At 63.9% G+C, this 14188-nt stretch carries 13 protein-coding genes and 1 pseudogene; 5 read left to right on the top strand and 9 right to left on the bottom strand.

The window, feature by feature from the left end:
• Nucleotides 1–35: 35 nt before the first annotated feature.
• Nucleotides 36–2273, bottom strand: a complete 2238-nt coding sequence (locus P1N55_RS14025; RefSeq protein ID WP_276276157.1) for a GMC family oxidoreductase — start codon at nt 2271–2273, stop codon at nt 36–38.
• 553 nt (nt 2274–2826) lie between these two features.
• Here P1N55_RS14025 and P1N55_RS14020 point away from each other — a divergent pair.
• Nucleotides 2827–3594, top strand: coding sequence for an SDR family NAD(P)-dependent oxidoreductase (locus tag P1N55_RS14020; RefSeq protein WP_276276156.1), 768 nt, complete (start codon nt 2827–2829; stop codon nt 3592–3594).
• A gap of 167 nt (nt 3595–3761) precedes the next feature.
• Here P1N55_RS14020 and P1N55_RS14015 read toward each other — a convergent pair whose 3' ends face one another.
• The 4 genes from P1N55_RS14015 to P1N55_RS14000 are packed head-to-tail and all read right to left on the bottom strand — an operon-like array spanning nt 3762 to nt 6844.
• Entirely contained in the window at nt 3762–4364 is a 603-nt protein-coding gene (locus P1N55_RS14015; protein ID WP_276276155.1) for an ATP-binding cassette domain-containing protein, read from the bottom strand.
• Entirely contained in the window at nt 4270–4548 is a 279-nt protein-coding gene (locus P1N55_RS14010) for an ATP-binding cassette domain-containing protein (RefSeq protein WP_276276154.1), read from the bottom strand. Before P1N55_RS14010 ends, P1N55_RS14015 begins: the two co-directional genes overlap by 95 nt.
• Nucleotides 4545–5549: an ABC transporter permease gene (locus P1N55_RS14005; protein WP_276276153.1), complete on the bottom strand. Its 1005-nt coding sequence runs from the start codon at nt 5547–5549 to the stop codon at nt 4545–4547. The genes P1N55_RS14010 and P1N55_RS14005 overlap by 4 nt, the downstream gene beginning before the upstream one ends.
• 41 nt (nt 5550–5590) lie before the next feature.
• Complete coding sequence (locus P1N55_RS14000; protein WP_276276152.1) at nt 5591–6844, bottom strand: sugar ABC transporter substrate-binding protein; 1254 nt, start codon at nt 6842–6844, stop codon at nt 5591–5593.
• 599 nt (nt 6845–7443) lie between these two features.
• Between P1N55_RS14000 and P1N55_RS13995 the strand changes: the two genes are divergently transcribed.
• The 3 genes and pseudogenes from P1N55_RS13995 (at nt 7444) to P1N55_RS20000 (ending at nt 10983) form a co-directional block, all read left to right on the top strand.
• Complete coding sequence (locus P1N55_RS13995; protein WP_276276151.1) at nt 7444–8208, top strand: IclR family transcriptional regulator; 765 nt, start codon at nt 7444–7446, stop codon at nt 8206–8208.
• Nucleotides 8209–8323: 115 nt separating this feature from the next.
• The gene (locus P1N55_RS13990) at nt 8324–9361 is read left to right on the top strand and encodes a glycoside hydrolase family 88/105 protein (RefSeq protein WP_276276150.1); all 1038 of its coding nucleotides are present in this window, start codon (nt 8324–8326) and stop codon (nt 9359–9361) included.
• 165 nt (nt 9362–9526) lie between these two features.
• Nucleotides 9527–10983 (top strand): annotated as a pseudogene (locus P1N55_RS20000) (aldehyde dehydrogenase family protein).
• A 69-nt stretch (nt 10984–11052) separates the two neighbouring features.
• On the opposite strand, the gene P1N55_RS13975 reads toward P1N55_RS20000, so the two are convergent.
• Nucleotides 11053–11463 (bottom strand): transposase, encoded by a 411-nt coding sequence (locus tag P1N55_RS13975; RefSeq protein WP_346429978.1) that lies wholly within the window; start codon nt 11461–11463, stop codon nt 11053–11055.
• A 416-nt stretch (nt 11464–11879) separates the two neighbouring features.
• On the opposite strand from P1N55_RS13975, the gene P1N55_RS13970 reads away from it, so the two are divergent.
• A complete protein-coding gene (locus tag P1N55_RS13970; RefSeq protein WP_276276147.1) occupies nt 11880–12458 on the top strand; it encodes a DUF1684 domain-containing protein in 579 nt (192 codons plus the stop codon).
• A gap of 185 nt (nt 12459–12643) precedes the next feature.
• Here the strand turns inward: P1N55_RS13970 and P1N55_RS13965 are convergent, their stop codons facing one another.
• The 3 genes from P1N55_RS13965 to P1N55_RS13955 form a co-directional block, all read right to left on the bottom strand.
• Nucleotides 12644–13168, bottom strand: coding sequence for an acyl-CoA dehydrogenase family protein (locus P1N55_RS13965; protein ID WP_276276146.1), 525 nt, complete (start codon nt 13166–13168; stop codon nt 12644–12646).
• Nucleotides 13169–13372: 204 nt separating this feature from the next.
• Complete coding sequence (locus P1N55_RS13960) at nt 13373–13756, bottom strand: winged helix-turn-helix transcriptional regulator (RefSeq protein WP_276276145.1); 384 nt, start codon at nt 13754–13756, stop codon at nt 13373–13375.
• 2 nt (nt 13757–13758) lie between these two features.
• Nucleotides 13759–14118: an NADPH-dependent FMN reductase gene (locus tag P1N55_RS13955; protein WP_276276144.1), complete on the bottom strand. Its 360-nt coding sequence runs from the start codon at nt 14116–14118 to the stop codon at nt 13759–13761.
• Nucleotides 14119–14188 lie beyond the last annotated feature (70 nt).

The following is a 14188-nucleotide window of genomic DNA, read 5'->3' as shown; positions in this document are numbered from 1 at the left end:
CAGTCCCCGTCGGCGCTTCCTTCGAAAACGCGGTGTTACGCCCCGTACGAGTCGACGAGGTTCTCGGCCGCCCGCAGGCAGATGGCCCACATCGTCAGCGTCGGGTTGATGCCGGGACACGTCGGGAACGCCGCCCCGCTGTAGACGTGCAGTCCGGGCGTGTCGTGGACCTCGAGGTTGGGGTCGACGACGGATGTCTCGGGGTCCTCACCCATCCGACAGCCACCGAGGTCGTGGCTGCTGCCGACGCCGGTAAAGCGCGGGCCGCGCCACGTCTTCGACGCGCCCATCTCCTCGAGTATCTCGGCGGACTTGTCCTCCATCCACTCGTGCAGTCGCTGCTCGTTCTCGCGCATGTCGTACGTGATGCGGAGGACGGGCATGCCCACGCCGCTCGTGTCGCGGTGGTCCGGGTCGAGCTCGAGGTAGTTCGTCGAATAGGGGAGGGCGGTCGACTGGATGCGGACCGTCCCGACGTGCTGCCAGTCCCGGAGGTGGTCCTTGTATCCCTGCCCCCACGCCGGCACGTCCTCGGGGAGCGACTCCTGGCTGATCTGTATCGGGAGGTACTGGTTTTCCGATCCCAGCGTCGCACCGCCGACGAAGCCACCGCGTTCGACCGAGTCGAAGTCGGTCGAGAGATAGTCGTCGAGGATGATGCCCTGGGCGGCGGGGCCGGTGTGACGGTTGAACACGTCGTCGGGGAAGTAGCCGTTGACGTGGGCGAACATCTTGGTCATGAAGTGCTTGCCGACCTGACCCGTGTTGTTCCCCAGTCCGTTGGGATGGTGGTCGTCCGTCGAGTTGAGCAGCAGGCGGACGTTCTCGAAGGAGTAGGCGCTCAGGATGACGTTGTCGGCTTTCTGTGTCTTTTGCTCCCCGTTGGCGTCGATGTACTGCACGCCGGCGGCCTCGCCGTCCTCGTCGGTCAGGACCTCGACGACGCGGCAGTGCGTCCGCAGGTCGAAGTTGCCTGTCTCGAGCGCCCGCGGGATGTGTGTGAGCCCGGGGTGCCACTTCGCGTCGTTGAACGAGCCGAAGCCGTTGTTCCAGGCGGTGTAGGTGGTCGCCGGCCGGCCGTCGTAGGGTTCGCTGTTCATGCCGACGGGCACCATGTACGGGTTCAGGTCCATCGACTCCGTCACCTCGCGGAAGTCCTCGCCCATCCGGAAGCGCCGGAGCGGCGGCATCGGGAGGTCCTCGCTCCGGGAGACGTAGGGGTTCGCGTCACCGCCGGCGATACCGATCTCGTGTTCCAGTCGCGTGTAGTACGGCTCGAGCTCCTCGTAGGAGAGCGGCCAGTCGGTGAGCGTGCAGTTGTCCGGGAGGACGTCCTCGCCCCACCGCTCTTCGACGTAGGAGCGCTGCCGGAAGTGGTGTGGGTGGAACCGGCGGAGCCAGGCGCCGTAGTGAATCACGGAGCCGCCGACGCTATTCATCATCCGGCCCAGCGAGAACGTGGCCTCCTGGGTGTCCTCGCCCTCGTTCCGGCGCCAGCGTGGCGTCTCGCTGTCGAACTTCTTGCCCATGTTCGCCCGGCAGTAGTAAGAGTGGCCGAGCTCGTCGGGGAGGTAGTCGTCTCTCGTCCGCCACGGGCCGGCTTCGAAGGCGACGACGTCGAGTCCGGCCTCCGCCAGGACGGGGGCAATCAGCCCACCCATGGCGCCGACCCCGGCGAGGACGACGTCGGCTTCCTCGGCAGGTGGTGCCGCGCCCCGCTGGGGGTCGTAGCCCTCGGTCTCTGCCGGGTCGCCGTCCGACGAGCTGTCGAGATCGAACCCCAGGTCGGCCATCGACTGGATGTCACCGTCCTTGGTGACCGGCTCCTCGGCGAGGTTCTCCGCCGCGGAGTTCTCGAGATAGACGCCGGGGTGCCCCAGCACCTCCCAGCCCTTCTTGTCCTCGTTCCCGCCGTAGACCGGGTCGGCGAACAGCCCTTCCTGTAGATGTGTCCGAACGGTCCCGAAGAACTCCGTCTGCGGTGGCGTCTCGAAGTCCTCTAAGTCGCCGGCCTGAAGTCGCGAGAGAAGTTCGTCCTGTTCGGCGTCGTCACACTGGGCGAACTCCCTGCCGAACGCTGCCTCGGCGTTCCTGTCGAGCGCGTCGAGTCCGAGCCGGTACATCCGCACCTGGTCCTCGTAGGGGCCGTCGAGCGCACGGTCAACGTACCGGGTGACGCCGATATCCTCGGCGCCCGGGTCTTCGTCCGCCGGGAACAGCCGTTCGAAGAGTGCTGTCGCCGTCTCGGCCTGGTGCTCTGTGAACGTGACCAATGTATCTGGAATGGACATTGCACTCATTTCACAGCCCCCACTGCTCTCTGCGAGTATTTATAACCACTGGTTGGCTGGACGGCGAAGTGTCCCAATACCGGGCGAAAAGCCAGTCGATGGGCGAAGCCCCTCGGCTTCGTGGTGTGCTAGATGGGTAGTGTTTAGTTAAGAGATTCTGGTCGTGAACAGCCAGAAAGCCCCACCCAAAGCCCGCTGACTATCCGGCATGGGTGGGGCTGAAAGGGGCGGCCGGCTGAACGACGGCGGCCGACGCAAGGACCACAACGCAGTGAGGACCGCAGCGAGGCCCCCGAGTTCAGCCGGCCGGGGCTTTCTGGCTCTCCAAAACAATCACTGCTAAAGTAAACACCGCCGCTAGATGGTAGTGTTTAGTTAAGGGATTCAGGTCGTGAACAGCCAGAAAGCCCCACCCGAAGCCGGGTGATCAGCCGGCCGGGGCTTTCTGGCTCTCTGAACCGATTGCTGCTAAAGTAAACACCGCCCCGCTAGATGCCCCCAACGTTTATTTTCTTGCCAGGCGGACGGTCTGAAGATGTCAGTGCTAGACCGATTCGACCTGACGGGAGAGACGGCGATCGTCACCGGCGGTAACCGCGGCATCGGCTACGCCATCGCCGAGGGCCTCGCGGAGGCCGGCGCGAACATCGTCGTCGCCAACCGCGACGCCGAGTCGGGCCGCGACGCCGCGGCCACGCTCGCAGACGAGACCAGTGCCGAGACGCGGGCGGTCGCCACGGACGTGACCGACGAGGCGGCCGTCGAGGCCCTCGTCGAGGCGACCGTCGAGGCCTTCGGCGGGGTCGACGTCCTGGTGAACAACGCGGGTATCGCCATCAGCACGCCTGCCGAAGAGAAACCCGTCGAGGAGTTCCAGCAGACGCTGGATATCAACACCACGGGAGCCTTCCTCTGTGCGAAACACGCCGGCCGGGAGATGATAGAGGGCGACGGCGGGTCCATCATCAACGTCTCCTCGATGTCGGCGTTCGTCGCCAACCACCCGCAGAAACACGCCGACTACCAGGCCTCGAAAGGTGCCCTCGAGGGGCTGAAAGTCCAGCTGGCGTCGGAGTGGGCGGAACACGGCATCCGCGTCAACAACATCAATCCGGGATACGTCGAGACCGACATCCTCTCGGACGATCCGGACGAGCGCCGGACGTGGCTGGACGAGATGCTGCTCGACGAGTTCGCGCAACCGGAAGACGTCGCGCCGCTGGCCCTCTATCTCGCCTCGGACGCCTCCTCGTACGTCACGGGGACGTCGGTGCTCATCGACGGCGGGTACACCGTCCAGTAGTCCGGTCGGACCGCGGTTCCGGCCCCGCCGCGCGTTCGCAGACGGACTGTGTACAGCCGGGCCGTGTCCCCCGTCTCAGTTCCCGGTCCCGACCCGACGGGACGCAGATCTAACCCGCGGTAGAACAGCGTGGCACGGCCGAGCGCGTCGAGAACGAAAATCCGACCCTACCGGTGTCCGGTGGTGATGAGGTTCGTCAGCGTCGCCTTGTCGACCTCCGACGGCCGGACGACCTCCGCGATCTCGCCCTGGTAGAGGACCGCGATCCGGTCGGCCAGATCCAGCACCGACTCGAAACTGTGGCTCACCACCACCTGCGTGTGACCCTCGTCGCGCAGCGTCCGCATCGTCTCGTGGACGAGGTCCGTCCCGGCCACGGAAAGCGCCGACGTCGGTTCGTCCAGGATGAGCACGTCCGGGTCGAACGAGATCGCCCGCGCGATCGCGACCAGCTGGCGCTCCCCGCCCGAGAGGAACGACACCTCCGAGTGCGGGTCCAGGTCCAGATTCAGGTAGTCCAGGATCTCCGCGGTCTCACTGTAGGTCTCGTTCCAGTCTATCAGTTCGACGGGCCCCACGCTCAGACGCGACGGGAACTGGTCCATGTAGACGTTGGTCGCGATGTCCAGCTCGTTCATCAGCGCGAGATCCTGATAGACCGTCTCGATACCCATCTCACGGGCCTCGCTCGGGTTCGAGAACGTCACCGGCTCGCCGTCGTAGTAGAGGGTCCCGCTGGTCTGTTCGTGGACGCCACACAGGATGTTCATCAGCGTCGACTTCCCCGCGCCGTTGTCCCACCAGCGCCAGTATCTCCCCGTCCCTGACCGTCAGGTCGATCGACTCGAGCGCCACCAGACGGCCGAACTGCTTCATGATGTCCTCGAAGCGGACCTTCGTGTCGGGCGCCTGGCTCGTCGCCGAGCTGTCGGGCGCGTCTTCGGCGCGACTCATTGTGACACCTCCGCGGCGAGGACGCGCTGCCGGATGGTCGAGCGCGTGTTGTACAGCAGGATGGCGACCAGGAGGACGGCCCCGTTGACCGCCTGAATCTGGGCGATGCCGACGCCGCTCAGGTTCAGCGCCGACTGGATGACACTCAGCAGGAGGACCCCGCCGAGCGCGCCCGAGACCTTCCCGCGGCCGCCAAAGAGGCTGATGCCCCCGATGACCGCCGCGGCGAACGCCGGGAACACCATCCCGCTTGCCGTCTCCGGCGAAACCGTCGTCGTAAACCCGGTCAGCATCAGCCCGCCCATCGCCGACAGCAGCCCACTCAGCCCGTAGACCGCGATTATCATCCGGTCGGTGTTGATACCGACCGCGCGCGCAGACTCCTTCTCCGACCCCAGCGCGTAGATCGCCTGCCCGATGTTCGTCTGGCTCATCAGCACCGCCGCGACGGCGAAGGTGACAAGCAGCAGGCCGATGGCGTATTCGGGCGTGCTCCCCACCACGGTGTACCCCTCCGGGAGGTCCGACACCGGGAGGCTACTCAGCGATATCTTCAGCCCCTCGAAGATGATGAGGAAGGCCAGCGTCTGCAGGAACGGGTTGACGCCGAGCTTGCTGATCATGACGCCGTTCGTCGACCCGATTACCGTCCCGACCGCCAGGATGACGAGGAACCCCAGAATCGGGTCGGAAAAGAGCGCCCACTTGCTCGGCGAGAGCATCAGCGCCGTCAGCATCGCCGAGAAGCCCGCTATCGACCCGATCGAGAGGTCGAAGTGCCCCGATATCAGACAGATCGACTCCGCCAGCACCAGAAAGCCCAGGCCCACCGACCCGTGTAACAGGAGTTCGACGGACCGCAAGTTGCGGAACGTCTGTGGCACGAGGACCATAACGCCGACCAGCGTCAGCGCCAGAATCGGCCAGATCATGTTGTCCAGCAAAGTGAGGACGACGTCGTCGCGCTCGCTCGTCGGACGGAGCAGGTTTACCACACTCATTGTATCAGTATCGTTGTTCGCATTGGTCGATTGTCGGGACGTTATCCCCAGATGTTACCCCAGAGGTAGGGTTCGTCGGCGTTCTCCTCGGTGACGGTCACGGAGTTCGTCTGAAACTGGACGTGCCCGTCCTTCTCGACGATCTCGGCGGGCGCCCACACGGGTTCGGACCACAACTCGACGCCCTTGTGCTGTGCAGGCTCGATAGTGAGGTCATCGGCCGTGATGGTCGTGCCGACCTCCGGAATCTCGTCTTCGCCGTCGCCCTCGACGTACTTGCGCATGTACTTGAGCGCGATAGGCCCGTAGAAGTAGTTGGGCTGGTCGATGGCCGCGTCGATGTACCCGTCGTTGATTCCTTCGATGACCTGCGGGCCGGCGTCAAGTTGCACGAGGACGACGTGGTCGTCCTCGCCGCGCTTTGCCGCCAGGCCGGCGTTCTTCAGCGCCGTCAGGACGCCCAGTCCCATCGAGAGGTTGGCCGAGTAGATGGCGTCGGGCGCCCCGTTGGCGTTGATCCACTCCGACGTCGCTTGCTGGGCAGCGTCGCGGGTGAACTCGCCGGGCACCTTGTCGGCGATCTCGAAGCCGTCCGTATTCGAGATCTTCTCGACGAACGGTTCGTCGCGCTGCTGGGTGATCTGCTGGGCAGGAGCGCCCATGACGTCCAGGATCTGGTAGCTGTCCTGGTCGGGTTTTTCCTCCTCGAGTTCGGCGATGGTCTGCTCGGCGGCTGTCTCCGCGGCGGCGCGGTTGCTGAACGCGACGTACATCGTCACGTTCTCGGTCGTCGCGTCGACGTTGGCCGTAAAGACGGGCACGCCCTGCTCGGTCGCCTCGTCGATGGCGGGGTTGACCGCCTCGGAGTCCCAGGTGTTGACGAGGATGCCGTCGTAGCCCTGGTTGGCCATCTGCCGGATGTCGCTGACCTGTTTCTGGCCGCTCTCCTGGTTGCCAAACTCGTTGTAGTCGAAGTTCTGGTCTTTCGCGTAGAACTCCGTCGCCTCCAGGAAGGCCGTGATCCACGCCCCACCCCGGAAGTACGTCGAAAAGCCCATCGAGAGCGCCGAGTTGGTCTCATCGTCGCCCCCGCCACTGTCGCTCTGCCCGCCACCACCGCCGCCCGAACCGCCGTCAGCGCCGCCGTCGCCGCCGGAGCCGTCGGAACCGCCGCCGCCGTCGCCGTTCGAAGAACAACCGGCGAGTCCAGTGAGACCGGCGAGCCCCGCGGCCCCCGTGGCTTTCAGAATACGACGCCTGGTACTATCGAATTGACTGCTATCTGGCATGGCCATCTGAACGGACTACGTAACGATATAAATAAGTTTCCCACGTAGCCCCGGCGGTGCTATCGACGCGTCCGACACCGGTGAACGGCCACGCGGGCGTCCCGCACGTTCCCCCTTCGATGCGGGTTCGCGAGACGGGCGAGGGCTCCGGGAGGAGGATCCGGCAGGAATTTCGAAAATGGCGAATTGTAGTCGGCGATCGGAGCGGGTCGGCGCCGGACGAGAGAAGATATCCCTCCTGTAGAACAGAAAATAACATCCGTACGTGTGTTATTCTTTCCGCGAGCGGACCGAATGACGGGAGAGAGGGGGCGGACCGGTGACAACGCGCAGCGACAGAGTGACGAGTGCAGCGTCACGCGACCCCGGCGAGAGCCCGTCGTTCCTGCGGGCTTACGGGCCGGGTCGGGCGGAAGCGCGGACGTCGACGGCGGTCGGGAGCGACAGATGACGGGGCGAACGGGTCGGAAGATCCGGGCCGGGGACCGAATTCGCTCACTTCGAAACCGCCGACCGGAGGGGCGACGCGACGAACCGGCGCCCGGGTCATGAGTGGCGATACCACAAACCAACATATATAAGTCCGTGTAATCTGTTGCCAGTATATGGCGCCATCGCAAAACACCCGGGTCGTCAAAACGTCGGACACCGTATTCGGGATTATCGAATTGCTCGACTCGGGCGAGGCACGGGGGGTGACCGAAATCGCGGAGGAGCTCGACAAGGCCCCGAGTACAGTCCACAAGCACCTCACCACGCTCGTCGAGATGGAGTACCTGGTCAGAGAGGGCACGAAGTACAAGATGGGGCTCAAGTTCTTCGAGAAGGGCGTCGCGGCGCGCAACGAGTCCCCGCTGTATCCGCTCGCGAGAGATTCGATCGAGGAACTCGCCGAGACGACGGGCGAGGTCGTCTGGGTCATCGTCGAAGAGCACGGATACGGGGTCCACATCATGAAAGCCGTCGGGTCACACGGGGTCCAGACGCACGGAGCGCTGGGCAAACGGGCGCACCTGCACCACCTCGCCGCCGGAAAGGCGATACTCGCACACCTCCCCGAGGACCGCGTCTCGGAGATACTGGACCAACACGGCCTCGAAGCACAGACGGACCACACCATCACGAACCGCGACTCGCTCGAGAGCGAGCTCGCCGACATCAGGGACAGGGGGTACGCGTTCAACAACCAGGAGACGGTCGAGGGCCTCCAGTCGGTCGGTGCACCGATACTGATAGACCAGGACGAACCCGTCGGTGCCCTCTGTGTCTGTGGGCCGGCCAGGCGGATGGTCGGCGACCGCCTCAGAGACGAGATACCCGAGGCGTTACTCGGCGCGACGAACGAGATCGAGCTCAGGCTCACGTACTAGGCGCGACTCGGCCGGGCCGGCGGCAGCAGCGAGAGGGCGAATCAGCCCCGTTCGTCGGTACCGGACACCCGAGAATTTATATACTACAATTGTGTGTTCCACGGTGTAGCTAGGCATGTCAACATCGATATCCACATCTGAACTGATAGACCGCGTCGCCCAGCACACGATCAGCCGCGACATGGAGGCCGAGGACTGGGAGAAGGCGGTCGCGCTGAACGGGCTCCTGGCGACCGGGTCCCCGGAGCACGAGCAAGCGGCCAAGGAGCTGGTCGACAGGTCGATAGCGACCCAGACGAGCGCCGGGCAGCTGACCTACGGCTCGCTGGACTACAAGCCGTGGATCGACCGCACCGACCTCCCGTCGTTCAAGGGACAGTCGGACCCCGCTGCCGTCGGGCACGCGGTGTTGGACTTCTACCGGAAGACCGGCGACGACCGGTATCGGACGGCAGCGGTGCGACAGTACGAGTACTTCGACGACGTCGATCGGACCGAGGAGGGGGGAATCCCGCACATCCGCGAGCGCAAGGAGCTCTGGGTCGACGCGATATACATGGTCTGCCCGTTCTTCGCCCGCTACGGGGACCTGGTCGACGAGGCTGGCTTCGAGGAGGCCGTCCGGCAGATCCGGCTTCAGTCGAAGTACCTGCAGGACCCACACACCGGCCTGTTCCGCCACGCCTGGCGCGAGCAACCCAACACCTTCCCGTCGGGGACGTTCTGGTCCCGCGGGAACGGGTGGGCGGCGGCGGGAATCGCCGACACACTGGAGTTTCTCCCGGCCGGGTACGACGGTCGGGCAGAGCTCGAGACGACCTTCCGTGAGATCGTCTCCGAGGCGGTCACACTCCAGGACCGCAGCGGATACTGGCACCACATCCTGGACGACCCGACGTCACCGCTCGAGGCCTCGGGGACGCTCATGTTCTCCTACGCGCTCAAGCGCGGCCTGGAACAGGGGCTCATCGAGGGGGAGGACTACCTCGACGCCGCGAAACAGGGGTTCGACGTCTGCCGTGACCTCGTCGACGAGGACGGCGCGGTCCACCGCATCGCCGAACCGCCGGGCGGGGAACGGATGCCACTCGGCGTGACGTCGTACGGCCAGGGCTGGTTCCTGCTGGCTGCGAGCCAGTTCGACGACGTCTGAGTCTACGGGAGAGACCGTTCGCATACGAACCCGGACAGCACCGGTCGGGTCACCCGGCGGTCGCAGACGGAACGTCCGGAACCGAAACGGCGTCCGGTCCACCGTCTCCGTGCCCGCCCGTGGCAGACCTCAACATTTATAATCGATTGTCCCACAGTGTCGACCATGCAGGACTTCAGTGCGCTAGACCTGCGTGCGTCGTACGACCACGTGATAGCCGGCGAGGGCGTGCCTCCGGAGAGCGGAGACACGTTCACGACTCTCAACCCGGCGACGGAGGACGGAATCGCCGAGATCGCTCGCGGGAACGAAGCCGACGTCGACCACGCCGTAGACGTCGCCCGCGACGTCCAGCAGGGGTGGAGAGAGACGCTGCCCCGAGAGCGCGGTCGGATTCTCCGGCAGATCGCCGACGCGCTCAGAGACCACGTCGAGGAACTGGCCCAGCTCACCACGCTCGAGAACGGGAAACCGATATCCGAGGCGCGGGCGGAGGCCGAGACGGCCATCGAGTCGGTGGAGTACTTCGCGGGCATCGCGGACAAGGTCCACGGCAAGCAGATACCAAGGGGCCAGGAGTACGCTGACTTCACCTACCGGGAGCCCTACGGCGTGACGGCCCACATCGTCCCGTGGAACTTCCCCCTGCAGCTGATGGCCCAGAGCGTGGCCGCAGCGATGGCGACGGGGAACACGGTGGTCGTAAAACCCGGTGAGGAGACGTCGATCGGGACCCTGCGCTTCGCCGAAATCGCCAACGAGACCGACCTGCCGGCCGGCGTGTTCAACGTGGTCACCGGCTACGGCGGCGAGGTCGGCGCACCGCTCGCCGGCCACCGGGACGTCGACAACGTCACCTTCACCGGGTCTACCGAGACGGGCCGAAAGGTCGCGAAGCTCGCCGCCGAGAACATCACCCCCGTCAACCTCGAGTGGGCGGCAAAGGGCCGAACGTCGTCTTCCCCGACATCGACATGGACCACGCGCTCGACAACGCCGTGGCCGCACTCTTTACCATCGTGAGCGGCCAGTGCTGTTCGGCGGGCTCGCGTCTGCTGGTCCACGAGGACATCTACGAGGAGTTCACCGACCGGCTCGTCGACCGGGTGAAGGCCCTCGATATCGGCCCGGGCATCGACGACCCGGACATGGGGCCGATGATCAACGAATCGCAGTACGAGAAAGTCCGGAGCTACCTCGAGGTCGGGCGGGAGGAGAACGGCGAACCGGCGTACGGCGGGTCCACGCTCGACCGCGACGGGTATTTCGTCGGACCGACGATATTCACCGAGGTCGAGAACAGTACGCGGCTGGCCCAGGAAGAGATATTCGGCCCGATACTGCCGGTGATTCGCTTCAGCTCCGAGGCGGAAGCCATCGAACTCGCAAACGACACCCAGTACGGCCTGACGGCGGGCATCTTCACCAGCGACATCGGCCGGGCACACCGGTTCGCGCGCGACGTGCAGGCGGGTGGCATCTACATCAACCAGTGGTTCGCGGAGGGTATCGAGACGCCGTTCGGCGGGTTCAAACAGAGTGGCATCGGACGCGAGAAGAGCGTCGATGCCGTCAAGCACTACACCCAGCCCAAGAACGTCTGTGCGAACATAACGATATAAACGCGGCCGATAGTCGCTCATAGGTCTCGCTCGAAAGGACTCTGGTGAATCACCATACAGCGGTTGATTTCACGGTGTGACGGCTCGCTTGATGTTGTGAACGACACATTTCAAGACGATCTCTCGAAACTCGCGGAACCACGCTCGCGCACGTACGGCGTCGCCGAGCGTGCGCTTAATCGTGGAGAAGACGGTCTCACACATCGATCGTTGGCGGTATCGAGGCCCATCGACCCGCGCGTTATGCGCGTGGTCGATGGGCCGGAAGATCCGATGCTTGATCAGCGGTCTCACGTTCTCTTCACGGAGTTTTTCGCGTAAATCCATCCAGTCGTAGCCCTTGTCGGCGGCGAGGCTGGCGAGGTCGCCCGCCGCAACGCGGGCGACCTCGCCCACCAACAGCATTTTTAGCCAACGTGACCGCTTTGCTCGTGAAGCGGGAGATCTTCGACATGAACTATCGCCGATTTCCCGCTTCAACTCCCTAGTTCTGACGGTCGATTCCGACGCCGTCTAGTGATTCACCAGAGCCCTCGAAAGCGAATTTTGAGGGGAGATGTTCCGGAACCCGGTGTTAAAATCCTGTATTTTCACCAGACAGTTTCAGAAACACGTTATAAATTTTCATCCTACGCTATATAGTTATATAATTCATATTTCTGAATATAAATAAGGATTAGTATTAGTGTATTCTCAATTCTATGCATAGATCACACGGAAAAGTGAATATCGAACGGGCAGTCACTCATACGGAGATATTCGACGAGACGAACCAGAGAGACGGCGAGAAAACGCGGCAGAGCCCTCGTGGCCACCTGGTCGTCGCCGGGGCGGGCGATAGCAAAGCCCGTGTTCGAAAATGCTATTGTTCAGTAGACACAATATTAAACAGACACATGCCCACAACAGACGTGCCGGCCGACTGGGCCGCCCGGATCGAGCGAGAGCGCGAAACCAAGGCGGAGTATTTCAGGGAATCGCCGCGGTCGCCGCTGCCACAGGAGCTGCGCGGCGCGGACTTCCCGGGACTCGCGTACTTCGATCCCGACCCGGCGTACCGGTTCTCCCGCCCGCTGGAGGAACACGACCGGAAGGAACGAATCACCGTCGAGACGACCGCGGACGGCGAGCAGACGTACCGTCGGTGGGGAGCGTTCCGGTTCGAGATAGACGGGACCGAGTACACGCTACAGGCCTACCGGCCCGACAGCGACGCCGAGCGGTTCTGGGTGCCCTTCCGCGACGAGACGAACGGCGAGGAAACCTACGAGGCCGGTCGGTATCTCGACCTCGTCCCGGACGAGCACCTGGTCGACGGCGAGTGGGAACTCGACTTCAACGCCGCGTACAATCCGACCTGTGCCTACAACCACGCCTACGAGTGCCCGCTGATTCCCGTCGAGAACTGGCTCGACGTCCGAATCGAAGCCGGCGAACAGGACTTCCCCGCCGACCCCCACGGGCACCAGCACTGAGGGGCGGCCTCGTACTCCGAGCGAGACCACAGATCGCACCGCATGGTAGCCCCAATGTTGTTTGAATCCCACAATAAAGTCGTGCTGAGTGGATGCCGATAGACGGGCCAACTGCGAGACGAACTCGAACCGACGGGAACCGCACCTGGATCGAACCGACGACTACCGGTCGAACAGGACGTTTGTCAGCGCCGGGCCGTGTGATTCGGGACCCGCACTTCTGAGCGTTGCTCTTGGAGACCTCGCGGAACGAGCGCCGAGCGAATCCCAGACCCGACCTCGAACTCGCCGGTTGGGACGTGGAAGGCGGTGCTGTCGTGGGCGCGCTTTTGCTCGGGACCAGTGTTCGCGTACGTGAGGCCGGAATCGGCCTGGCGGAAGTTGGTGAGCCACTGCCTGTGTCCGTTCAGATCCCACTCGCCACCCCCTCTTTCGGTGGTGGTCTCCATCCCCGCCCTGTCACTCCCGGCACCCTCTTTACGCACCCCGGGAATCCCGACAGTGTCGTACGTAGCCAACGACGGGAGGTGTGTATCCCGCTGCTGGTCGGTGCCCAACCGCTGGATGGCTTCGGCGACGTCGAGATGCAGGCCTAACGGACACGGGCCCTCTCGAAGTAATCGCGTCGCGAGCCCGTCAGACACCGAGGCAAGTGCATGGTCGTCGGTCGGTTCGCCGTCGTCGAGAGGCCGACCAGTTCTGACCGTCATCGAACGTAGCAGCGCCCCACCAAGGAATCGGAACGGTTCTGTGGCGGAATCGGGTACCGGGCAGCGGTTCCAACAGCGTTGAGTCGTCCAATCGGACGGATAAAGCGAAACGTTCCGATGCGAGACATCGACACGTCCAATCCGCCTCCGCGGAGGTATTGATGGGCCCCAATGGTTGCCACCGTACCATCGGAAGAATCTGTTTCAGGTCTCGTGGAGACGGGAATCCGGTCCTTCGGGGACTTCTTCGCCCCAACCCCGGGCCCACGCATCCAGGTCTGCTAACACGTCAAGGAGATCCGTCCCCTTTGCTGTGAGACCGTAGTATACCGCAACCGGAGCGTCTTCCTCCATTCGTCGAGCCACGATGTCGTGGTCCACCAGTTCGTCGAGTGCATCGGAGAGGGTCTTCGAGCGGGCGCCGGTCGCTCGCTTGAGCTCGTTGAACCGTTTCTCACCCTCTCTGAGGGCGTAGATGACGTTCATTCGCCAGGGGGTCCCGATTTGGTCGATGGCCCGGACGACCGGACACGCCGATGCGTTCTGTTTCTCGATCTCGTGCTGCCGGGATTCGGTTTCAGCAGACATGGTCAATCGGCCGTGAGGCCAGTACAGGCAGGAGTGGTTTCGAGGTACGATTCGACGCCCGCGTAAGCGACGAGGTCAGTTCCGAGCGTCTCAACTCGTTCGACCAGCGTTTCGTCGGTCAGTTCTCCGGCTTCGAAGGTGCGGTGCGCATCGGGGATTGCGACCTGATGGGGGAGCACCCAGGCGTTGAGCGTGCGGGCAACCGACCGAAGGTGTTCCAGCGCGGGCGTCGGGAACCATCCGCCGGCGACGACCGGGTGGCCGACAGTCGTGCCCTCGAACTCGTCGAACCCGCAGTAATCGATTGCGGTTTTCAGTACACCAGACAGTGCGACGATATGTTTGGTACCGGGTACGTCCATTCCTTACCAAATTGGACACCCCCAACCCAGTTAAGCGCTCGGTGGAACGCATTTCAGTAATTCAAATTAT

Origin of the sequence: Haloarcula regularis (assembly GCF_029338315.1) — an archaeon.
Classification (GTDB): domain Archaea; phylum Halobacteriota; class Halobacteria; order Halobacteriales; family Haloarculaceae; genus Haloarcula; species Haloarcula regularis.
Note: the sequence above shows the minus strand (reverse complement) of the source record. Positions and strands in the feature narration are given on the sequence as shown.